Here is a 21,005-nt window from a genome sequence, read left to right as displayed (position 1 = left end):
CGGGATAGACAGCCGTCGCCGATCGCCTGCTGCCCCGGCCCGATCGCGGGTCAGGCGCGTGCCCTCGCTGTGCCGGCCAGGTCGACGATCCGGTCGCTCCAGCGGTCCAGCAGGGTCTCGTCGTGGCTGATGACCAGGACACCGGCCTGCTGGGTCCGCTGGTAGTCGCGGATGACGGCGGCGACGTGCGCCTGGGTCGAGGCGTCGAGCATCGCTGTCGCCTCGTCGCAGAGCAGGTAGTCGGGGCGGTGTACGAGGGCCCGCGCGAGACAGGCACGTTGCAGTTGCCCGTCGGAGACGGCGTGTGGCCGTCGGCTGCGCAGATCGGCGGTGAGGCCGACGAGGTCGGCCAATTCGGCCACTCGCTCGCGGACTGTCGCCTCGGGCGTCCGGATGGCGCGCAGCGGTTCGGCGATCAGATCGGTGAGGCTCAGTCGAGGGTCGGCGGCGGCGCGCGGGCTCTGGAAGAGGGCGGCGACGCGGGTCCGTAGGGCGACCGGAACGGCGTACCGGACGGCGTCGACAGGGGTGCCGTCGATGCTGACCCGGCCTCGATCGGGGCGGTGCAGCAGGGCCAGGACCCGGACCAGTGTCGACTTTCCACAGCCGGACGGCCCGCGCAGTCCGACCGTCTCTCCCCGGCCGACCCGCAGTGTGACGCCGTCGAGGACGACCTGGCGGCCGTACCCGACGGTCACCTCGTCGGCGAGCAGGTGCTGCGCGTTTGTCACGTGGTGGCTCCGGTGGCAATCGGGTGGTGGCAGGCAACAGTGCCGCTACCGGGGGCCGGTGTCGGCCGTGGACGGTCCGCGCAGGTGTCGGTGCGGCGTGGGCAGCGGGGCGCGAACGCGCACCCGGGGGGCAGCGCGGTGAGCATCGGCGGATCGCCCGGCACCGGCCGGAAGGCGCGCTCCGGCAGGGCGTCGAGCAGCGCCGCGGCGTACGGGTGGGCGGGCGCGGTGAAGAGCTGGTCGGTGTCGCGGTGTTCCACGATGCGGCTGGCGTACATCACGGCGACGGTGTCGGCGACACGGCGGGCGGCGGCCAGGTCGTGCGTGATGAGCACGACCGCCGAGCCGTTGTCGCAGCGGTGACGCAGCAGGTCGAGGGTGTGATCGACGAGGGGTCGGTCGAGCCCGGTGGTGGGCTCGTCGGCGATGAGCAGCGACGGGTCGGGTGCCAGCGCGAGCGCGGTGACCAGACGCTGTGCCATGCCACCGGACAGCTCGTGGGGGTAGCGGTCCAGGTCCGCCGGGTCGAGCCCGACATCGACCGCGAGTTGGTCGGCGTCGGCGCGGTCGCGGCCGTGCGCCCGCAGCGTCTCGGCGAGCAGTCGCCGTCCGGTGCGGACCGGGTTGAGGGCGGTGGCCGGGCTCTGCGGGACCAGCCCGACCCGGCGCCCGCGTACCCTGCGGGCCAGGTGGCGCTGGCCGCAGGTGACCAGGTCGACCGGGTCGGTGCCGGGGTGGCGCAGCATGGCGTGACCGGTGGTCGTGGCGTTGCCCGGCAGGAGGCCGAGCAGGGCGTGGGCCAGGACGGACTTGCCGCAGCCGGACTCACCGACGATGGCCAGCAGTTCGCCGGCTCGCACGGTGAGGCTGAGATCGCTGACGGCGCGCACGCGCGAGTCCCGGAGCTGGAACTCGACGCCGAGGCTGTCCACGACAAGCAGCGGCTGGTTCGCGGCGGCGCGGGGCGGCGCTGGGGCGGGAACGGATTGGGTGGTGGTCACAGGTGCAGCTCCGCTCGGACCCGGGGATCGAGGCGGTCGCGCCAGCGGGCGGCGAGCACCGCGATGGCGAGGGTGACGACGACGATGACCGCACCCGGCGCCAGGCTGGCCCACCAGGCACCGGTCAGCAGCGACCCCTGACCGTCATTGATCATGTTGCCCAGCGAGGCGAGGTGCGGCGGTAGGCCGAGGCCGAGGAACGACAGGGCGGTCTCGTGCCACACCGCGTGCGGGATCATCAGGGTGGTGGCCAGCGCCAGCCGGGGCAGGACGTGCGGCAGCAGGTGCCGGGTGAGGACCCGGAGTCGGCCGGCTCCGCCGCTGATGGCGGCGTCGATGAACGGTCGGGTCCGAAGGCTCAACAACTCGGATCGGACGATGCGGGCGGTGGAGAGCCAGTGGGTGAGCCCGACGGAGGCGATCACGGCACCGAGGCTGGGACGCAGCATGGCGACGATGAAGATGCCCAGCAGCAGGTGCGGCATCGCGGCGACGGTGTCCACGATCCGCATCAGGATCCGGTCGACCCGGCCGCCGAGCGTGCCGGCGATCCCGCCGACCACGCCGCCGAGGACTGTGGCGACGAGCGCGGCGACCGCACCGACGAGCAACGAGACCCGCAGTCCGTAGACGGCACGGTGCGCCACGTCGCGGCCCAGATCGTCGGTGCCGGCGAGGTGGCTCCAGGATGGCGCCGACCGGGTCTGGTCCAGGGCCACCGCGCTCTGGTCCAGCGGCCAGACGAGCGGGGCCAGGAGCGACCCGACGACGGCGACGAGGAGGACCAGACCGGCGATGACGACACCGGTCTGGCCGGGTCGCAGCCGCAGCCGCGATCGGGCCACCCGCAGCAGCGGCGGTCGGGCAGCGAGGTCAGCCATCGAGTCGTACCCTCGGGTCGGCGGCGGCGTAGGCGAGGTCGGTCACGAGGTTCGCGGCCAGCACCACAGCTGTGGTGACCAGCGTGATCGCCGCCAACAGCGGGAAGTCGCTGCCCAGCGCGGCGGCGACAGTGACGGCGCCGAGGCCCGGCAGCGAGAAGACCGTCTCGACCAGCACCGCCCCGCCGACCAACTCGGGCAGGTGGGTGCCGACCAGTGTGAGGAACGGCAGCAGCGCGGTCCGCAGCGCGTGCCCGAACAGCACCGTCCGCCCGGGCAACCCGCGGGCCCGCGCCGCGAGCACGTGGTCGTCGCGCATGCTCTCCGCGACCGCGTCCCGGACGAACAGCACGAACCACGGTGCCTGGGACACTGCCAACACCCCGACCGGCAGGATCAGGTGGTGCGCCACGTCCGCCCAGGAGGTGCTGGTCGCTGTGACGTCGGTGAGCCCACCCGCCGGAAACCAGCCCAGGGCCAGCGCGAACACGGCGATCGCGGCCAGGCCCAACCAGAAGACCGGCATCGACTCGACAGCGTAGGCGGCCGTCCGCAACGCGCTGTCGAACAACCCACCCCTGCGGTACGCGGCCAGCGCGCCCAGCAGCAGGCTCGCGACCAGGACCAGGGCCAGGGTCACAGCGATCAGGAGCAGCGTCCAGCCGGCCCGGGCGGCGAGCACCGCGGCGACCGGCTCGTGGCGGCTGGTCGACCAGCCCAGATCGCCCTGGAGCAGGTTGCCGATCCAGCGCAGGTACTGCACCGGCAGTGGGTCGTCGAGACCCCAGTTGGCGCGGAGCTGTGCCAGGTTCTCCTCGCTGGCCGTGAAGGCCGCCGCACCCGCGTACTGCTTGGCCGGGTCGACCGGCGAGGCGGCGCCGAGGGCGAACATTCCGATGCTTGTCGCGGCGAGCACCGGCACCGCGACCAGGAGCCGCCGCCGGACCACCGCTCCGGCCCCGGCCAGTCGGCCGGGGCGGGTCACGAGCGCGTCCAGGTGTTGATGTTCCACCAGATGCTGTTCGCCACCCCGTGCTCGTGCGCCTCGACCCGGGGGGCCACGCCCTGGACGGAGGACTTCAGCACGTAGGTGTGCCGCAGGTAGGTGAGGAACAGCCACGGTACGTCGGCCGCCAACTGCTTCTGGAACTGCGCGTACGCGGCCTTGCGAAGGGCCGGGTCGATCTGGTCCCGACCCTCCTGCAGAGCCCGGTCAGTCACCTCGGAGCGGTACGAGCCAGGGTTGAAGTAGCCCTGCCCCGCGAACTGGGAGCCGAACAGCTTGTACGAGACGAAGTCCGGGTCGTACGGCGTGCCGTAGCCCATCAGCAGGGCGTCGGACCTCATCCGCGGGTCGATGGCGTCCCAGGTGAGCCCTGCCGGAGTCACTTCGATGCCGATCTTCTTCGCGTCGGCGGTGACGGCGAGGGCCAGGTCCTTGCGCAGCGTGTCGCTCGCCGGGTACATCAGCGTGAACCGTGCCGGTCGGCCGTCCTTGGCCCGTACCCCACCCGCACCCGGCCTCCAGCCGGCCGCGTCGAGCAGCGCACCGGCCGCCGTCGCGTCGGCGGTCGGCTTGCCGAGAACCGAGGGATCGGCGATCTCGGAGGTCGGGGGGATCGGCCCGAACGCCGGCTCGCCGGCGCCGCCGAGGAGCCCGGACACCATCGCGGCCCGGTCGACGGCCAGGTTGAGCGCCCGGCGGACCGCCGGGTCGGCGAGGACCGGGTTGCCCATCGGCAGCATCACGCCCCGGTAGTCGGCGGTCGGCACCCGCTGCACCCGGTACGCGGCATCGGAGTCGAACCCGGAGGCGAGCTTCGGCGGCAACTCGGCGGCGTCGAACTCACCGGCTCGCACCCGCTGGGCGCGGACGTTGTCGTCGGCGACGAACGCCACCACCACCCGGTTGTTCGCCGGCCGGCCGCCGAAGTAGCGCTCGTTGGCAGTGAGCACCAGCCGGTCGCCCGGCGTCCAGGACTCGACCTTGTACGGCCCGGTCCCGATCGGCTTGCGGTTGAACCCGGCGGTGTTGATGTCCTGCCCGCTGAGCAGCTTGGCCGGCACGATGCCGAGGGTGAGTCGCTGCAGGAACGGCGCGTACGGGTAGCGCAGCCGGAACACGACGGTGGCCGCGTCGGGCGCGGTCACCGACTCCACCATGTCCAGGTCGGAGCGGAGCGTCGAGTCGACAGTCGGGTCCAGCACGGCCTGGTACGTGAAGACGACGTCCTGAGCGGTCAGCGCGGTGCCGTCGTGGAACTGCACGCCGTCGCGGAGCTTCGCGGTCACCGTGCGCCCATCGGGTGACAGCTCCGGCAACGCCGTGGCCAGACCGGCGACGAGGCGGTTGTCGTCGTCCCGGCTGACGAGGCCGTCGAAGATCAGCGAGGCGCCGTCGACGCCGTAGTTGAGCACCGGATTCAACGCGTCCGGCTCATCGGAGGTGGCGACGACCAGCGTCGCGCCGCCGGATGAGCCGTCGGGAGTGGCCGGGGCCGAGCACCCGGCGAGGACGAGCATCCCCGCCGCCGCGGTCGACGCCACGAGGCGTCGGAAAGTCGGACGCAACCGAGTCACAGAGGGCTCCTGTGGTGTGGGGAGGATCGTGGTCGGGTGGGCGCGGCGCCGCAACCGTTGATCATCACGGTGGCACAGTTGCAACTCCTTGGCAATTACCAGAGACATGCATTATGTGGTGGATCGGGAGCCAGGCGTCGGTGGTGACGGTCGCCGGTGACCGGCTAGGGTTCCGGGATGTTCCGCGCCGTCGTGTTGATCGCTGCTGTGGTGCTCGCCGCGGATCAGCTCACCAAGTACTGGGCCGAGTCCGCGCTCTCCGACGGGCAGACCATCACCATCCTCGGTGACCTGCTGCAACTGCGACTCCTGTACAACCCGGGTGCTGCCTTCTCGATCGGCTCCGCGTACACCTGGATCTTCGCGGTGTTCGCAGCGGCGGCGGTGGTCGCGGTGACGGTCGTGGCGCGGCGGGTCACGTCACGCGCCTGGGCGGTGGCGCTGGGCCTGGTGCTCGGCGGCGCGGCGACGCACCTGCTGGACCGCCTCTTCCGGGAGCCGGGGTTCGCTCGCGGGCATGTGGTGGACTTCATCGACTACGCCGGCTTCTTCGTCGGCAACGTGGCCGACATCGCGCTGGTGCTCGGCGTGGGCATCATCATGCTGCTCAACGTGCGGGGCGTTCCCCTGCGGGACACGGCGGGCGAGACCCGTGAGCAGGTGTCGTCAGACTCCTGATCCGACCAGGACCACCTCCAGGCGGCGCGGGCCGTGCACCCCCTCGACGCGGTTGAGCTCAATGTCGCTTGTCGCGGACGGGCCCGAGATCCAGGTCAGCGGGGCGCGCGGGTCCAGTCGGGTCAGCGCCTCCGGCAGCAGACCGACGACCTGGTCGGTGCGGACGACGCAGATGTGCCGGTCGGGCACCAGGGTGAGCGCGCGCCGCCCCTGCGCCGGGCCGGCGTCCAGGATGATCGTGCCCGTGTCGGCGACCACGACGGCGCAGCCGGTCAGGACCGCGTCCAGGTCGTCGAGCGCGGCCGGTGACAGCGGGGGCGCGTCGCGGTGCAGCTCTCCGGCGTAGCCGGCCAGCCAGTCGGCGGGGACGTCGGTGGGGACGGCGAGCCGGTCGACCTCGGTGAGCAAGCGGTGTAGAGCATTGATGCCACTGTGGACGACGGCCCGGTAGTCCTCCAGACGGTCGACCAGGGTGGCGATCAGGTCGGGGCGGTCGTCGACCCGGCGGTACCCGCGGGGCACCTCCACCGGCGGCGGGCTGTCGGCCAGTGCCGTCCGGAGCCGCGCCAGGATCTCGTCACGTGCGCTCACTGCTTTCCCCACCATTCCCGGAAGGTCTGCGGCGCGGGCAGCGGCAGGTCTCGCGACCGGGTCCACGCCGACGCGGGCCAGGGCAGTCGCCGCAGCGTGCGAGCGCCGGTGCGCCGCTCACGGTACGCCCCGAGCGGCCCCGCGCCGGCCCGGGCCAGGCGCAGGGCGGCGGCCCAGCGTCGAGGGCTGCGCATCACCCAGGACAGGACGCGCATGGTGGCCCGTTCGGCGGGCGGGTGCGGTGCCTGCTGGCGGAGGTGGACCAGGATCTCCGGAATGTTGATTTTCACGGGGCACACGTCGTAACAGGCGCCGCAGAGGGTCGACGCGTACGGCAGCGAGGCGTTGTCGGCGACGCCGGTCAGCTGCGGCGACAGGATCGCCCCGATCGGCCCCGGGTACACCGAGCCGTACGCGTGCCCGCCGGCCCGCTCGTACACCGGGCAGACGTTGAGGCACGCGGAGCAGCGGATGCAGGACAACGCCGGCCGCCCGACCGGGTCCGCGAGCACAGCGGACCGACCATTGTCGACGAGCACGACGTGCATGTCCTGCGGGCCGTCGCCGGGGCTGACGCCGGTCCACATCGAGGTGTACGGGTTCATCCGCTCGCCGGTCGAGGACCGCGGCAGCAGTTGCAGGAAGACCTCCAGGTCGGTGAAGGTCGGCAGCAGCTTCTCGACGCCGACGACGCTGATCAGCGTCTCGGGAAGGGTGAGGCACATGCGGCCGTTGCCCTCGGACTCCACCACCACGAGCGTGCCGGTGTCGGCGACGGCGAAGTTGGCGCCGGAGACGGCGACCCGGGCCGAGAGAAAACGCCGTCGCAGGTGGGCGCGGGCCGCCTCGGCCAGCGCGGCCGGTTCGTCGCTCAGGTCGGCCGGCGCGTCGGCCATGCGACGCTGGAAGATCTCCCGGATCTGGGCCCGGTTGTAGTGGATGGCCGGCACCAGGATGTGCGAGGGGGTGTCGTCGCCGAGCTGCACGATCAGTTCCGCCAGGTCGGTCTCGTACGCGGCGATCCCGGCGGCCTCCAGCGCCTCGTTGAGCTCTATCTCCTGGGTCGCCATCGACTTGACCTTCACGACCTCGTCGGCCCCGGCGGCCCGGGTCAACGCGACAACGATCCGGCACGCCTCGGCCGCGTCGCGGGCCCAGTCCACAGTGGCGCCGGCAGCGGTGGCGGACGCCTCGAACTGCTCCAGCAGCTCCGGCAGGCGACGTTGGACGTCCGCCTTGATCGCCGCGCCCGCGTCCCGTAGGGCCTCCCAGTCGGGCACCTCGTCGACGACCCGGGCTCGTTTGGCTCGGATGGTGCGGGTGGCCCGGTGCAGGTTGGCCCGCAGTTGCGTGTCGGCGACGGCCGGCTTGGCGGCGGTGGGGAACGGCAACGGCGTGCGGATCCGCCCGCTCCCGGTGGCGGGTGCGACCGGTTGGCTCATGAGGTGCCTCCCGTCTCGGCGAGAATCTCTGCGTAGTGCACGGCCCGTACGCCTGAGCGGTGGCGGTCGAGGCCGCCGCCGATGTGCGCCAGGCAGGAGTTGTCGGCCGCGGCGAGCACCCGCGCGCCGGTGTCGCGGACCCGGGCGCACTTGTCGGTGAGCATCGCGGTGGAGACGTCCGGGTTCTTCAGGGCGAACGTGCCGCCGAAACCACAGCACTCCTCGGCGTCGCCCAGCTCGACCAGCTTGATCCCGCGCACCTGGCGCAGCAGGGTCAGCGGCCGGTCGCCGAGGCGCAGCATGCGCAGGCCGTGGCAGGTGGGGTGGTAGGTGACCGTCTCCGGGAACTCGGCGCCGACGTCGGTGACGCCGAGGACGTCGACGAGCAGCTCGGACAGCTCGTAGGTGCGGGCGGCCACCGAGGCGGCGGGTGGGTGCAGGTGCGGGTACTGGTCGCGGATCATCGCGGTGCACGACCCGGACGGCGCGACGATGGCGTCGTAGGAGTCGAAGACGTCGACGTAGTTGCGCACCATGGGCATGGCCTCGGCCCGGTAACCCGTGTTGGCGTGCATCTGCCCGCAGCAGGTCTGGTCGGCGGGGAAGTCGACGGTGTGGCCGAGTCGCCGCAGGATGCGGGTGACAGCGATGCCGGTGGCCGGGAACGCGAGGTCGTTGACGCAGGTGATGAAGAGGGCGATCCGCATGGCGGCTCCTCGGATCTGTGGGGGTGGGTCACGCCGAGTCGCGCGGTGTCGCGGGGGTGGGGAGCTGGTCGAAGGCGGGCAGGTGGCGCTCCCGGGCGGCGCTGAGGTGGGCGCGCATCGCTCCGGTGGCGGCTGCCGCGTCACCGGCGACGATGGCGGCGGCGATGCGCTGGTGCTCGGTGTTGGTGTCCGGCGCGCCGGCGACCGGGAAGTACAGCCGGTGCAGGTGCAGGTGTGAGTGCAGCCGCGTGATGGTGTCCCGCAGCAGGGGGCTGCCGGAGACCTCGGCGATCAGGTCGTGGAACTTCGCGTCCAGCGCGGTGAAGGCGGCGTGTCGGCGATAGCCGTCGCCGGCCTCCACGTCGATGCTCGCCGCCGCCTCGGCGCTGATCCGTTGGCGGGCTTCGGCGGAGGCGTGCGTGGCGGCCCGTCCGGCGGTGGCGCCCTCCAGCAGTTGGCGGACGTCGAACAGGTCGTCGAACTCGGCGCGGCTCAGCAGCGGGGTGGTGGTGTAGCCGAAGAGCGGGCGTTTACGGACCAGGCCGTCGGCCTCCAGTCGGGCGAGGGCCTCGCGGACCGGGGTGGGGGAGACATCCAGCTCCCGGGCGAGCGCGTCGATGTTGACCCGTTCGCCGGGGGGAAGGATGTGGTCCATGACCAGCGTCTTTATCGACTCGTAGACGTCCTCGGTGAGGGTGAGTCGACGGGCGGGACGGAGTCGACCCTCGCGAGGTTCCTGCTGGGCCATCTCGTCTCCTCAGCAACCCCTTGACTGTGCCGGTGTGAGCGAGTACACACTAGCAAAGCAACATCCTATAGGAAATAGGTTCCCTCGCCACCGTCTCGCCACCGCCACCCCCGAGGAGACGAACATGTCGCGCAAGATGCTGTCCCGAATCGGCTCCGGCCTCACCGTCATGGCCCTCGCCACGACCACTGTGGCCTGCACGAAGAAGAGCGACAACACCGACGCCGAAGCCGGCGGCCGGGAACCGGCCCAGGTCAAGGTCGCGCTCGTGCCCGGCGGCTCGCACCCGTACTTCCAGCCCTGGAAGGACGCCGGGGCCAAGGCCAAGACCGAACTCGCGCTCGGCGACGTCACCTTCAACGAGACCGCCGGCTGGGACCAGACCAAGCAGAACGACGTGCTCAAGTCTCTCGCCGCGCAGGGCTACAACGCCTTCGGCGTCTTCGGCGTCTCGCCGGACAACATCAACTCCACCTTCGAGGACCTCAAGCGGCAGGGCTTCCCCGTCGGCTCGCTGGCCTCCTGCCCGGCCGGGGCCAACAAGGCCGACTTCTGCCTCTCCACCGACGTGGAGGTCGCCGCGTACAAGGGTGCCAAGGCCGCCATCGACGCGATCGGGGGTCAGGGCAACCTGGTGCACCTGACCGGAAACAAGGTCGACTCCAACACCCAGCGCCGGATCGCGGGCGTGGAGAAGGCGGTCGCCGAGACCGGTGGCAAGGTGACCCTGATCCAGAGCGTCACCGACATCGACAAGGACCTACAGAGCGCGCAGCGGGCCGTGGCCGACCTCCTCGCCGCGAAGGGCCGCCAGATCCAGGCGATCGTGAACACCGCCTACAACCCGGCGGTCGCCTCGGCCGAGGGCGTCCGCCAGTCGAAGCTGCCCATCAAGGTCGTCGCCATCGACGACGACCCGACGGTCCTCGACGGGCTGCGCGGCGGCTCGGTGGCCGCCACCATCCTGCAGAACCCGGTCGGTCAGGCCCAGGTCGGCTCGTACGCCCTGATGAAGCTCAGCGGCGGCTGCACCATGGCCGAAGCCGGAGTGACCATCGACTCGGGCTCGTTCGTGGTAACCACTGACAACCTGGACGGCTACGAGGCCGACCGCACCGCCACCACCGAGGCACTGCGGAAGAAGTTCGACGGCGACCTGCTCAAGTGCAGCTGATGTCGACCATCACCAAGGCCGAGGCGTACCTCGTCGACATTCCCGTCGAGACCGTCCGCACCGACGCGGTACAGGCGTTCCTCAAGCAGGAGACGCTCTTCGTCGAGGTGCGCACGGCCGACGGCGGGCACGGCACGGGGTACGCGTACACGATCGGGACCGGCGGCACCGCGGTGCTCGCGCTGCTGCGCGACTACCTGCTGCCGCACCTCGTCGGCCGCGACGCCGCCCGGGTGGAGGCGGTCTGGCGTGACCTGCACGCCGCCACCCGCGCCACAGCTGTCGGGGCCATCACCTCGTTGGCGCTCGCCGCTGTCGACACCGCGCTGTGGGACCTGCGGGCCCGTGCCGCCGGCCTGCCGCTGTGGGTGCTCGCCGGTGGCGCCAAGGACCGCATCCCGCTCTACGACACCGAGGGTGGCTGGCTGCACCTCACCGAGGACGAGCTGGTCGCCGGCGCGAAGGCGTCCCAGGCGGCCGGCTGGCCCGGCGTCAAGCTGAAGGTGGGCAAGCCCAACGCGGCAGAGGACGCCGCCCGCATCGGCGCGGTCCGGGCGGCCATCGGCGACCACGTCGACGTGATGGTCGACGCCAACCAGTCGCTGACCGCCGCCGAGGCGATCCGCCGGGCCCGGCTGCTCGAACCGCACCAGCTCGCCTGGTTCGAGGAGCCGCTGCCCGCCGACGACGTCGCCGGGCACGAACTGCTGGCCCGCGCGAGCAGCATCCCGGTCGCGGTGGGGGAGTCGATGTACTCGATCGGCCACTTCGCCGAGTACCTACGCCGGCAGGCAGCCGGCGTCGTCCAGGTCGACGTCGCGCGCATCGGCGGCATCACCCCGTGGCTCAAGGTCGCGCACCTGGCCGAGGCGTGCAACGTGGTGGTCTGCCCACACTTCCTGATGGAACTGCACGTGAGCCTCTGCGCGGCCGTACCGAACAGCCGCTACGTCGAGCACATCCCGCAACTGCGCGCGATCACCCGGACCGAGATCGCGATCGTCGACGGCCACGCGCTCGCCCCCGGCGAGCCGGGCCTCGGCATCGACTGGGACCGCGACGCGATCGAGGACAGGAGGGTGGCGTGAAGACGGAAACAGCGCCGGAGGCGCCGGCGGTCCCTCCGGCCGCGGACACCAGGCCGCCGGCCAGGGCCCTGCCGGTCTGGGCGAACCCCCGGCTCGGCCTGCTCATCGTCATCGCCGCGCTGGTCGTCCTCTTCTCGTCGCTCACGCCCGCGTTCCTCGACCCCCGCCTCACCCTGGCACCGCTACAGGCCGACATCAGCGTGTACGTCGTGGTCGGTCTCGCCCAGCTCGCCGTGCTCTCACTCGGGCACATGAACATGGCCGTGGGCCGGATGGCCGCTCTGTCCACCTTCGCGATGGGCCTGGCCTACGACCGGCTCGGCGTGCCGCTGCTGGTCGGGCTGCTCGTGGGTCTTGCCGTCGGGGCGGGCATTGGCGCGCTCGCCGGCCTGCTCATCGCCAAGACCGGCGTGAACTCCTTCGTGGTCACCCTCGCGCTCGACTTCGGGCTGCTGGGCCTCGTCACGATCCTCTACACCTGGGCGACCGGCGGGGTGTCGTTCGCGGTGCAGCCGAGTGGGCTGTCCGCCCTGCGCTTCGACACCTTCGCCGACTACTGCATAGGCGAGGTCTGCGGACCCCGGATCCCGCTGGTAGTGCCGATCGCTGTCGCCGCGGCGCTCGGTGTCGGGCTGCTGTTCCGGCACGCCCGGCTGGGCCGGGAGATCCTGATGATCGGCTCCAACACCGTCGCCGCCGAGCTGTCCGGCATCCCCACCCACCGCCGGGTCGTCGCCGCGCACGCGTTGAGCGGGCTGCTCGCCGCGCTGGCCGGGTTCCTGCTCGCCGCCAACAACGGCGCCTTCTCCGCCAACATCGGTGAGTCGTTCCTGCTGCCGTCGTTCCTGGCCCCGGTGCTCGGTGGGACGCTGCTCGCCGGTGGTGCGGTCAGCGTTCTCGGCACCGCGCTCGGCGCGACCCTCACCCAGGTCATCTACAAGGGCCTCAACCTGCTCCAGTTCTCCCTGGAGGAGCTGAAGCTCTACATCGGACTCGTGTTGCTCGCGGCGCTGTCGCTGGACCGGCTGCGGGCCGTGCTCGCCGAGCGAAGGGCGGTGTCACCATCGTGAGGAGCGTGATCCGGACCAACGAGTTCACCCTCGCGGTGATCGCGGCGCTCGGGTTCGCGGCGCTCGCTGTCGCCACCGACTTCAACCTGCTCACCGCCGGCACCCTGGACGCCTTCCTGCGCTTCCTCGCCCTGCCGATCGTCATCGGCCTGGCCCAGATGGTGGTGCTCGCCGTCGGTCAGATGAACCTCTCGGTGGGCGTGCTCACCGGGTTCTGCGCGGTGGCCTCGGGCTGGCTGATGATCGACGCCGGGCTGCCCGCCCCGGTCGCGGTGCTCGCCGCGCTGGCCCTCGGCGCCGTCGTCGGGTTGGTCAACGGCCTGCTGGTGATCTTCACCCGGATCAACGGGTTCATCGTCACCCTCGCCACCATGACGATCCTCGAAGGGCTGCGGTACGGGGTGAACGGCACCGGCACCTACCAGGGCTACTCACCCGGCCTGCGTGAGTTCGGGCAGGCGTCAGTGGCCGGCGTACCAGTGGTCTTCCTGCTGGCGGTCGCGATCGCCGTCGCGGTGGCCCTCTTCTTCCGACGCACAGTGCCCGGACGGCACCTGCTCGCCTCCGGCGGCAACCCGTTCGCCGCCCGGCTGTCCGGCATCTCCAACGACCGGGCGCTCGTGCTGGCCCACACCCTGTCGGGGCTGCTGGCCGGTTTCGCCGCGGTGATCGTGGTGGCCGCCTTCGGCTCGGTGAACGCCTCGATCGGCGACGACCTGCTGCTGCCCAGCTTCGCCGCGCCGATCATCGGTGGGGTGGCCCTGGCCGGCGGCATGATCAGCGTGACCGGCACGGTGCTCGCCGCCTTCCTGGTACGGCTGGTCGACGTGAGCCAGTCCCAGTTCGACATCAACCGGCGGTGGGTGGACCTCATCATCGGCGCTGTCGTCCTCGGCGCGGTGCTGCTCGGTCAGTTCCGCGAGAAGCTCTCCGGAGGTCCACGATGAGCGTCGTGCTGTCCGCGGAGAAACTGGTCAAGACGTTCCCCGGGGTACGCGCCCTGGACGAGGCGACGCTGACAGTGAGCGCCGGCAGCGTGCACGCGCTGCTCGGCGAGAACGGCGCCGGCAAGAGCACCCTGATCAAGATCCTGACCGGGGTGTACCGGCCGGACGGTGGGCTCCTGCGGCTGCCCGGGCCCGACGGCGAGCTGCGCGCGGTGCAGCTGGGCAACCCGCAGGACGCCCAGCGGGCCGGCATCGGCGTCGTGCACCAGGAGCGGAACCTGATCCCGGCGTTCAGCGTCGCCGAGAACATCTGCCTGCAGCACCTGCCCCGCCGCGCCGGCCTGCTCGACCGGGCGGCGCTGCGTACCGAGGCCCGCCGTTGCCTCGACCTGCTCGACCTCGACCTGGACCCCGACCTGCCGGTGTCGCGGCTGTCGGTGGCCCAGCTGCAACTGGTGGAGATCGCCAAGGCCCTGTCGGCGGACTCGACGGTGCTGCTGCTCGACGAACCGACAGCGTCGCTGACCAACGACGAGGCCGACCGGCTCTACGGCATCGTGCGTCGGCTGTCCGAGCGGGGTCACGCCACAGTGCTGGTCAGCCACAAACTGGAGGAGGTCTTCGCGGTTGCCGACACGGTGACAGTGCTGCGCGACGGGCGCAGCGTCGCCGAGGCGGAACCCCTCGCCGACCACAGCCGCGAGGAGATCGTCGACCTGATGGTCGGCCGCGCGTACCAGCAGGTGCACCTCGCCGCCCGGACCGTCGCGGCGGACGTCGAACCGGCGCTGGCTCTCGACCACGTCGCCACCACCGCAGGCCACCACGACGTCAGCCTCGCCGTCCGCCCCGGCGAGATCGTCGGCCTGTACGGGCTGGTCGGCGCGGGCCGCAGCGAGCTGGCCAAGGCGTTGCTCGGCCTCGACCGGATCACCGCCGGCGAGGTGCTGGTGCATGGGCGTCCGGCCCGGATCCGGGACGTGGGCGACGCCCTGCACCGGTACCGGATCGGCTACGTCACCGAGAACCGCAAGGAGGAGGGCCTCTTCCTCGACCAGACCGTGGCCCGCAACACCGCGGTGACGGTGTGGCGCAAGCTGGCCCGGCTCGGGCTGGTCCGGGCCCGGGCGGAGCGGTCCCTGGTCGACGAGTACGCCGATCGGCTGGGCATCCGACTCGCCTCGCCCGACCAGCACGCCGGTCAGCTCTCCGGCGGCAACCAGCAGAAGGTCAGCCTGGCCAAGTGGCTGGCGGCCGACTGCGACGTGCTCATCATCGACGAGCCCACCGTCGGCATCGACGTGCGCACCAAGGCGGCCTTCCACGAGTTGATCGCCGGCCTGGCCGCGCGGGGGATGGCCATCCTGCTGATCTCGTCGGATCTGCCGGAGATGGTCACCCTCGCCGACCGGATCGCGGTGATGCGGGAGTTCGCCATTGTTGGTGAACTGGACAACGACCACGACTACGACCGGATGAGTCAGTCGGTGATCCGGTTCATCCATGACGGGCAGGGGGTCGTCGCGTGAAGGCCACCGAACTGGTGACCCTGGGGCGTACCGACGTGGTGGTGACCCGGCTCGGGCTGGGGCTCGCCCCGATCGGTGGAATGTTCGACGCCGTCGGTGACGAGGTCGCCCACGCCACCGTCGAGGCGGCCTGGGATCTCGGGCTCCGATACTTCGACACCGCACCGCTCTACGGCTGCGGCCTCTCCGAGCGGCGCGCCGGGGCGGTCCTCGCCGGCAAGCCGCGCGACGCGTTCACAGTCTCCACCAAGGTGGGTCGGCTGCTCGTCCCCGACGGTGGTGACCGGCAGGAGTTCTGGGCCGAGCCGACCGACCTCACGCCACAGTTCGACTTCTCCGCCGCCGGGGTACGCAGGTCCCACGCGGAGAGCCTGGCCCGGTTGGGGCTGGACCGGATCGACATCGCGCACATCCACGACCCGGACGACCACCTCGCCGAGGCGGTCGCCGGGGCGTACCCGGCGTTGGCGCAGCTGCGGCAGGCCGACGAGATCGGCGCCGTCAGCGCCGGGATGAACCAGGCCCCGGCGCTGGTCGAGCTGGCCCACGCCGGCGACTTCGACTGCTTCATGCTCGCCGGCCGGTACACGCTGCTCGACCGGTCCGGCCTCGACGAGCTGCTGCCGCTGTGCCAGGCGAAGGGGATCGCGATCATCGCCGCCGGGGTCTACAACTCGGGCCTGCTGGCCGACCCGACACCGGGCGCCCACTACGACTACGCCCCGGCCGACCGGAGGCTGCTCGACCGGGCCACAGCGATCCGGTCGGTGTGCGAGCGGCACGGCGTACCGCTGCGGGCCGCGGCGATCCAGTTTCCGCTCGGGCACCCGGCGGTCGCCAGCGTGGTGGTCGGCGCCCGGGACCCGGAGCAGATCGCCGACAACGTGGCGATGTTCGAGTGGGACGTGCCCGGCGCGCTGTGGGCCGATCTCAAGGCCGAAGGGCTGCTGCCGAGCGAGGTGCCGACGCCGTGATCATCGATGCGCACCACCACCTGTGGACCGCCGACTACCAGTGGCTCGCCGCACCGGGCCTGGAGACGATCCGGCGCGACTACACCATCGCCGACCTCGTACCCCGGCTGGACGAGGCCGGGGTGACGGCGACCGTGCTGGTCGAGGCGGGCCGCTGCGACGCCGAGGAGACCGCCGAGTTTCTGGCCCACGCCGCCACCACGCCCCGGATCGCCGGCGTGGTCGGCTGGGCGTCGCTCACCGACCCGGCCATCGCCGCCACCCTCGCCGGCTACCGCGAGTTGCCCGGCGCGACCAAGCTGGTCGGGCTCCGCGACCAGGTGCAGGGCGTCGCCGACCCCGGGCACCTGGCCCGCCCCGAGGTGCGCGCCGCCCTCGCGGCGATCGGGTCCGCCGGCCTCACCTTCGACCTGGTCGTCCACGTCGGACAGCTGAGCAGCTGCGCCGACGCGGCGCGGGCCACGCCGGGCACCACCTTCGTCCTCGACCACCTGGGCAAGCCGAGGATCGCCGCCGCCGGCCTCACCGAGTGGCGCACGGCGGTACGCGACCTGGCCGGCTGCGACAACGTCGTCGCGAAGCTCTCCGGCCTGCTCACCGAAGCCGGCCCCGGGTGGCAGGTGGCCGACATCCGCCCGTACGTCGACACCGCGCTGGAGCTGTTCGGCCCGCACCGGCTGATGGCCGGCTCGGACTGGCCCGTCTGCGACCTCGTCGCCTCGCACGCCGAGGCGTGGACGGCGATCCACGCCAGCCTGGGGGAGCTGTCGGCCACCGAGCGGGCAGACGTCCTGGCCGGCACCGCAATTCGTACCTATGCACTGGAGGTTGGTTCGTGAGATTTCTGCGCGTCGGGCCCGTGGGGCGGGAACGCCCCGTGCTGTACGTCGACGGGCGGCACTTCGACCTCTCGTCGCTCACCACCGACATCGACGGCGAGTTCCTCGCCGGCGACGGCCTCCGGCGGGCCCGCGAGGCCACCGACCTGCCCGAGATCGACGTCACCGTTCAGCGGGTCGGCGCACCGATCGCCCGGCCCGGGGTGGTGCTCTGTGTGGGGCAGAACTACGCCGCGCACGCCGCCGAGTCGGGCGCCGCGCCACCGACCGACCCGATCATCTTCTACAAGGCGCCCAACACCGTCGTCGGCCCGTACGACGAGGTCCTGATCCCGCGCGGGTCGACGAAGACCGACTGGGAGGTGGAGCTGGCCGTGGTGATCGGTCGACGGGCCCGCTACCTCGCCTCACCGGCCGACGCCCGCGGGCACATCGCCGGGTACGTGCTGTCCAACGACGTCTCCGAGCGGGACTTCCAACTCGCGGTCTCCGGCGGCCAGTGGTCGAAGGGCAAGTCCTGCGAGACGTTCCAACCGCTCGGCCCGTGGCTGGTCACCGCCGACGAGATCGCCGACCCGCAGGCGCTGCGGTTGCGTTCCTGGGTCAACGGCGAGCCCCGCCAGGACTCCGGCACCAAGGACATGATCTTCGACGTGGCGTACCTGGTCTGGCACCTGTCCCAGTACACCGTCCTGGACCCGGGCGACGTCATCAACACCGGCACCCCGCAGGGGGTGGCGCTCTCCGGCCGGTTCCCGTACCTGGCCGTCGGCGACGTGATGGAGGTCGAGATCGACGGCCTCGGCCGGCAGCGCAACACGCTCCGGGACGCCTGATGGCGGTGATCACCTCGGTCGACACGTACGACGTCCGGTTCCCGACCTCGCGGGACCTCGACGGCTCCGACGCGATGAACCCCGACCCCGACTACTCGGCCGCGTACCTGGTGCTGAGCACCGACGACGGCCCGGACGGGCACGGATTCACCTTCACCATCGGGCGGGGAAACGACGTCTGCCGGGCGGCCATCGACGCGCTGGTGCCGTACGTGGTCGGCCTCGATCCGGACACCGTGGACCTCGGTGCGTTCGCCCGCTCGCTCACCCAGGACTCGCAGCTGCGCTGGCTCGGCCCCGAGAAGGGCGTCATGCACCTGGCCGCCGCAGCGGTGATCAACGCGATGTGGGACCTGGTCGCCAAGAGAGCTGGCAAGCCGGTCTGGCGCTACCTGGCCGACCTCAGCCCCGAGCAGATCGTCGACCTGGTCGACTGGCGCTACCTCACCGACGCCCTCACCCCCGACGAGGCGCTGGAGATCCTGCGTGCCGCCGAGCCGGGCCGGGCCGACCGGATCGCCCGGCTGACCGAGCGGGGCTACCCCGCGTACACCACGTCACCCGGCTGGCTCGGCTACCCCGACGACAAGGTGGTCCGGCTGGCCCGGCAGGCCGTGGCCGACGGGTTCACCCAGATCAAGCTGAAGGTGGGCGCGGACGCCGCCGCCGACGTGCGCCGCCTGAAGATCGCCCGCGAGGCGGTCGGCCCGCAGATCCGGATCGCGCTCGACGCCAACCAGCGCTGGGACGTCGCCGAGGCGGTCGACCGGATGCGGGAGCTGGCACCGTACGACCCGTGGTGGATCGAGGAGCCGACCAGTCCCGACGACGTGCTCGCCCACGCGGCGATCCGGTCCGCCCTGGCCACCAGCGCACCCGACGGCGGGCCGATCCGGGTCGCCACCGGCGAGCACGTCGCGAACCGGGTCGTGTTCAAACAACTGCTCCAGGCTGACGCCGTCGACGTCGTGCAGATCGACGCGTGCCGGGTTGGCGGCGTGAACGAGAACGTCGCCATCCTGCTGCTGGCCATGAAGTACGGGGTGCCGGTCTGCCCGCACGCCGGGGGAGTGGGCCTGTGCGAGCTGGTGCAGCACCTGTCGATGTTCGACTTCGTGGCCGTGTCCGGCTCGATGCGCGACCGGGTCGTCGAGTACGTCGACCACCTGCACGAGCACTTCCTCGATCCGGTGGTGATCAAGGACGGGCACTACGTGGCGCCCAGCGCTCCCGGGTTCTCCGCCGCGATGCGTCCGGAGAGCCTGGCCACCTACGCGTACCCCGACGGGCCGGCATGGGTCTGACGGCGGTGCGTCACCTCAGCGGACCACTCGGAAGGGGAGAGCAGCATGCGGTGTGACGGTCTCGTGGCGGTGGTGACCGGAGGTGGATCGGGGATCGGCCTCGCCTGCGTGCGGGCGTTCGCCGCCGCCGGCGCCCGGGTGGGTGTCCTGGACCTGGAGCTGTCCGGCCGCCCCGAGGATCCCGGCGTGTTCGGGGTCCGGGCGGACGTGGCCGACCGGTCCTCCCTCAGCGCTGCCGTCGCCTCGGTCGCGGAGGCGTTCGGCGGCATCGACATCCTGGTGAACAACGCCGGCATCTCGGCCGTCGGCACCGTGGAGGAGAACGACGACGAGCAGTGGAGCCGTGTACTCGACGTCAACGTCTCCGGCGTGGCCCGAACCAGCGCCGTCGCCCTGCCGTACCTGCGTCGGTCGTCGTCCGCGGCGATCGTCAACATCTCCTCGATCGCGGCGACCGTCGGCCTGCCCCGACGGGCCCTGTACTCGGCGTCGAAGGGCGCCGTGCACGCCCTCACCCTCGCCATGGCCGCCGACCTGGTGACGGAGGGCGTCCGGGTCAACTGCGTCGCCCCCGGCACCGTCGACACGCCCTGGGTGGCCCGCCTGCTCGCCGGTGCGGCCGACCCGACGGCCGAGAAGAGGCAGCTGGCGTCCCGGCAGCCGACCGGCCGCCTGGTGACCGCCGACGAGGTGGCCGCCGCCGTCGTCTACCTCGCGTCGCCCGCGACCGGGTCGGTGACCGGTTCGTCGCTGCCGGTGGACGGCGGCATGTCCGGCCTGCGCCTGCCCGCCCCGGTCCCGCCCGCGGCCGGTACTGCCGAACCGGGCGCGTGACATGATTGCGCCATGGGGAAACAGCAGGACGTCGGCGACGCCGACCGTCACAGCGGGTCCGGCACCACCGCCCACCGTCCGATCGGTGGCAGCGCTGACGCTCGGCTCGCCCTCGCTCAGGACCCCACAACGCCACAAATGACCCTTATCGACCTGGCGTCGGATCCGTCGGTCCTGGTCCGCAAGGCGGTCGCCGCTCGGGCCGACGCACCCGCGCAGGCCCTGCGACCACTCACCCGCGACCATGATCGTCAGGTCCGGGAGGCCGTGGCGAGGAACCCCTCCGCCTCGATCGCCAACCTCATGCGCCTGGTCAAGGACGCCGACCGGTGGGTCCGCTGGGCGGTCGCCGGCAACCCGGCCTGTGACGAGTCGATCCGCCAGGTCATGTCGGAGACCACGGACAAGGAGCTTCGCGGTCTCCTCGCGGAGAGTCGTGTGCTGGAGCCGGAGTTGGCCGCCAAGCTGATCGACGACGTGTCACCCGAGGTACGGGAACGGCTCGCCACGCACACCCACGACCCCGACGTGATCACCGCCCTGCTGGCCGATCGCACCGCACGCGTACGCAAGGGGGTTGCCCGCAACCCGCGGACCACCGCCGAGCAGCGCGGCGCGCTCGCCGCGGACCCGGTGGTCGACGTCCGTGCCGCGCTGGTGCGGGCCGTCGAGCTGGACGAGGCGGATCTGGCCCGCCTGGTCGACGACCGCGCGGTGCAGGTCCGACTGGCGATGGCGACGTCCGAGTTCGTCCCGCCGCACATCCGGCAGGCGCTCGCTCGCGATGCCGACGAGATGGTGGCCAGCGCGGCACGCGACTACCGCCCCGGCGCCGGCAACGCCTCCGCCGTGCGGGCGCCCCGCATCGCCCACCGGCCCTCCGCCGGTGCGGGCCGATCAGGCGGCGACACGGCCCGGTAGGACCGCGCTCCGGCACGGGCGGCGGCACGGGAAGTACAGCCCAGGTACTCAGCCTGGTCTTGACGCATTCACATGTGTCGTCCCGATCGACCCTACGCTGCGACTGCCCAGCTCTTTGGGCGTCTGTCGG

At 71.9% G+C, this 21,005-nt stretch carries 21 protein-coding genes; 12 read left to right on the top strand and 9 right to left on the bottom strand.

All coding sequences use genetic code 11. The annotated features are described in order from the left end of the window. Positions 1-50 precede the first annotated feature (50 nt). From ABZS40_RS21805 to ABZS40_RS21785, 5 genes are read right to left on the bottom strand one after another with little or no spacing between them, the layout of a single operon-like run. The gene (locus tag ABZS40_RS21805; RefSeq protein ID WP_354945145.1) at positions 51-731 is read right to left on the bottom strand and encodes an ATP-binding cassette domain-containing protein; all 681 of its coding nucleotides are present in this window, start codon (positions 729-731) and stop codon (positions 51-53) included. Continuing rightward, the gene (locus ABZS40_RS21800; RefSeq protein WP_354945144.1) at positions 728-1,732 is read right to left on the bottom strand and encodes an ABC transporter ATP-binding protein; all 1,005 of its coding nucleotides are present in this window, start codon (positions 1,730-1,732) and stop codon (positions 728-730) included. Before ABZS40_RS21800 ends, ABZS40_RS21805 begins: the two co-directional genes overlap by 4 nt. After that, positions 1,729-2,613, bottom strand: a complete 885-nt coding sequence (locus ABZS40_RS21795; protein WP_354945142.1) for an ABC transporter permease — start codon at positions 2,611-2,613, stop codon at positions 1,729-1,731. The genes ABZS40_RS21800 and ABZS40_RS21795 overlap by 4 nt, the downstream gene beginning before the upstream one ends. Next, on the bottom strand, positions 2,606-3,625 hold the full coding sequence (locus ABZS40_RS21790; protein WP_354945141.1) for an ABC transporter permease: 1,020 nt from the start codon (positions 3,623-3,625) through the stop codon (positions 2,606-2,608). The genes ABZS40_RS21795 and ABZS40_RS21790 overlap by 8 nt, the downstream gene beginning before the upstream one ends. Beyond that, entirely contained in the window at positions 3,595-5,193 is a 1,599-nt protein-coding gene (locus tag ABZS40_RS21785) for an ABC transporter substrate-binding protein (protein ID WP_354945140.1), read from the bottom strand. Before ABZS40_RS21785 ends, ABZS40_RS21790 begins: the two co-directional genes overlap by 31 nt. Before the next feature lie 177 nt (positions 5,194-5,370). On the opposite strand from ABZS40_RS21785, the gene ABZS40_RS21780 reads away from it, so the two are divergent. Continuing rightward, positions 5,371-5,871 carry a signal peptidase II gene (locus ABZS40_RS21780; RefSeq protein WP_354945139.1) on the top strand — a complete coding sequence of 167 codons (501 nt, stop codon included), beginning with the start codon at positions 5,371-5,373 and terminating at the stop codon, positions 5,869-5,871. Here ABZS40_RS21780 and ABZS40_RS21775 read toward each other — a convergent pair. The 4 genes from ABZS40_RS21775 to ABZS40_RS21760 are packed head-to-tail and all read right to left on the bottom strand — an operon-like array spanning position 5,860 to position 9,359. Next, positions 5,860-6,462 carry an LUD domain-containing protein gene (locus ABZS40_RS21775; RefSeq protein WP_354945138.1) on the bottom strand — a complete coding sequence of 201 codons (603 nt, stop codon included), beginning with the start codon at positions 6,460-6,462 and terminating at the stop codon, positions 5,860-5,862. The two genes, ABZS40_RS21780 and ABZS40_RS21775, sit on opposite strands and share 12 nt — an antisense overlap. After that, positions 6,459-7,904 (bottom strand): LutB/LldF family L-lactate oxidation iron-sulfur protein, encoded by a 1,446-nt coding sequence (locus ABZS40_RS21770; RefSeq protein ID WP_354945137.1) that lies wholly within the window; start codon positions 7,902-7,904, stop codon positions 6,459-6,461. Before ABZS40_RS21770 ends, ABZS40_RS21775 begins: the two co-directional genes overlap by 4 nt. After that, a complete protein-coding gene (locus ABZS40_RS21765) occupies positions 7,901-8,611 on the bottom strand; it encodes a (Fe-S)-binding protein (protein WP_354945136.1) in 711 nt (236 codons plus the stop codon). Before ABZS40_RS21765 ends, ABZS40_RS21770 begins: the two co-directional genes overlap by 4 nt. A gap of 28 nt (positions 8,612-8,639) precedes the next feature. Continuing rightward, entirely contained in the window at positions 8,640-9,359 is a 720-nt protein-coding gene (locus ABZS40_RS21760; protein WP_354945135.1) for a GntR family transcriptional regulator, read from the bottom strand. Positions 9,360-9,483: 124 nt separating this feature from the next. Here ABZS40_RS21760 and ABZS40_RS21755 point away from each other — a divergent pair, with 124 nt between their 5' ends. Genes ABZS40_RS21755 through ABZS40_RS21705 form a run of 11 tightly spaced genes read left to right on the top strand, consistent with a single transcriptional unit; the run spans position 9,484 to position 20,875 of the window. Then, a complete protein-coding gene (locus ABZS40_RS21755; protein ID WP_354945134.1) occupies positions 9,484-10,533 on the top strand; it encodes a sugar ABC transporter substrate-binding protein in 1,050 nt (349 codons plus the stop codon). Further along, positions 10,533-11,621, top strand: coding sequence for a mandelate racemase/muconate lactonizing enzyme family protein (locus ABZS40_RS21750; protein ID WP_354945133.1), 1,089 nt, complete (start codon positions 10,533-10,535; stop codon positions 11,619-11,621). Before ABZS40_RS21755 ends, ABZS40_RS21750 begins: the two co-directional genes overlap by 1 nt. Then, the gene (locus ABZS40_RS21745) at positions 11,618-12,691 is read left to right on the top strand and encodes an ABC transporter permease (RefSeq protein WP_354945132.1); all 1,074 of its coding nucleotides are present in this window, start codon (positions 11,618-11,620) and stop codon (positions 12,689-12,691) included. The genes ABZS40_RS21750 and ABZS40_RS21745 overlap by 4 nt, the downstream gene beginning before the upstream one ends. 5 nt (positions 12,692-12,696) lie before the next feature. Further along, complete coding sequence (locus tag ABZS40_RS21740) at positions 12,697-13,638, top strand: ABC transporter permease (RefSeq protein WP_354945131.1); 942 nt, start codon at positions 12,697-12,699, stop codon at positions 13,636-13,638. Next, on the top strand, positions 13,635-15,167 hold the full coding sequence (locus tag ABZS40_RS21735) for a sugar ABC transporter ATP-binding protein (RefSeq protein WP_354945130.1): 1,533 nt from the start codon (positions 13,635-13,637) through the stop codon (positions 15,165-15,167). Before ABZS40_RS21740 ends, ABZS40_RS21735 begins: the two co-directional genes overlap by 4 nt. Beyond that, positions 15,164-16,141, top strand: a complete 978-nt coding sequence (locus ABZS40_RS21730; RefSeq protein WP_354945129.1) for an aldo/keto reductase — start codon at positions 15,164-15,166, stop codon at positions 16,139-16,141. Before ABZS40_RS21735 ends, ABZS40_RS21730 begins: the two co-directional genes overlap by 4 nt. Then, on the top strand, positions 16,138-16,980 hold the full coding sequence (locus tag ABZS40_RS21725) for an amidohydrolase family protein (protein WP_354945128.1): 843 nt from the start codon (positions 16,138-16,140) through the stop codon (positions 16,978-16,980). The genes ABZS40_RS21730 and ABZS40_RS21725 overlap by 4 nt, the downstream gene beginning before the upstream one ends. Continuing rightward, positions 16,977-17,816: a fumarylacetoacetate hydrolase family protein gene (locus ABZS40_RS21720; RefSeq protein WP_354945127.1), complete on the top strand. Its 840-nt coding sequence runs from the start codon at positions 16,977-16,979 to the stop codon at positions 17,814-17,816. The genes ABZS40_RS21725 and ABZS40_RS21720 overlap by 4 nt, the downstream gene beginning before the upstream one ends. Next, positions 17,816-19,120, top strand: a complete 1,305-nt coding sequence (locus ABZS40_RS21715; protein ID WP_354945126.1) for an enolase C-terminal domain-like protein — start codon at positions 17,816-17,818, stop codon at positions 19,118-19,120. Before ABZS40_RS21720 ends, ABZS40_RS21715 begins: the two co-directional genes overlap by 1 nt. Before the next feature lie 45 nt (positions 19,121-19,165). After that, positions 19,166-19,954 (top strand): SDR family oxidoreductase, encoded by a 789-nt coding sequence (locus ABZS40_RS21710; protein ID WP_354945125.1) that lies wholly within the window; start codon positions 19,166-19,168, stop codon positions 19,952-19,954. Between the two features lie 12 nt (positions 19,955-19,966). Then, positions 19,967-20,875 (top strand): hypothetical protein, encoded by a 909-nt coding sequence (locus ABZS40_RS21705; RefSeq protein ID WP_354945124.1) that lies wholly within the window; start codon positions 19,967-19,969, stop codon positions 20,873-20,875. The last annotated feature ends 130 nt before the right edge of the window (positions 20,876-21,005 follow it).

It is taken from the genome of Micromonospora sp. NPDC005324 (genome assembly GCF_040607155.1).
Taxonomy (GTDB): Bacteria; Actinomycetota; Actinomycetes; order Mycobacteriales; family Micromonosporaceae; genus Micromonospora; species Micromonospora trifolii.
The sequence above is the reverse complement of the archived record's forward strand: the minus strand, read 5'-3'. Positions and strand labels throughout refer to the sequence as shown.

Excerpts from the sequence above, each read along its gene's own strand:
- ABZS40_RS21795 (WP_354945142.1), bottom strand. The coding sequence starts at position 2,613 with ATGGCTGACCTCGCTGCCCGACCGCCGCTGCTGCGGGTGGCCCGATCG.
- ABZS40_RS21780 (WP_354945139.1), top strand. The coding sequence starts at position 5,371 with ATGTTCCGCGCCGTCGTGTTGATCGCTGCTGTGGTGCTCGCCGCGGAT.
- ABZS40_RS21770 (WP_354945137.1), bottom strand. The coding sequence starts at position 7,904 with ATGAGCCAACCGGTCGCACCCGCCACCGGGAGCGGGCGGATCCGCACG.
- ABZS40_RS21765 (WP_354945136.1), bottom strand. The coding sequence starts at position 8,611 with ATGCGGATCGCCCTCTTCATCACCTGCGTCAACGACCTCGCGTTCCCG.
- ABZS40_RS21760 (WP_354945135.1), bottom strand. The coding sequence starts at position 9,359 with ATGGCCCAGCAGGAACCTCGCGAGGGTCGACTCCGTCCCGCCCGTCGA.
- ABZS40_RS21755 (WP_354945134.1), top strand. The coding sequence starts at position 9,484 with ATGTCGCGCAAGATGCTGTCCCGAATCGGCTCCGGCCTCACCGTCATG.
- ABZS40_RS21750 (WP_354945133.1), top strand. The coding sequence starts at position 10,533 with ATGTCGACCATCACCAAGGCCGAGGCGTACCTCGTCGACATTCCCGTC.
- ABZS40_RS21735 (WP_354945130.1), top strand. The coding sequence starts at position 13,635 with ATGAGCGTCGTGCTGTCCGCGGAGAAACTGGTCAAGACGTTCCCCGGG.
- ABZS40_RS21715 (WP_354945126.1), top strand. The coding sequence starts at position 17,816 with ATGGCGGTGATCACCTCGGTCGACACGTACGACGTCCGGTTCCCGACC.
- ABZS40_RS21710 (WP_354945125.1), top strand. The coding sequence starts at position 19,166 with ATGCGGTGTGACGGTCTCGTGGCGGTGGTGACCGGAGGTGGATCGGGG.
- ABZS40_RS21705 (WP_354945124.1), top strand. The coding sequence starts at position 19,967 with ATGGGGAAACAGCAGGACGTCGGCGACGCCGACCGTCACAGCGGGTCC.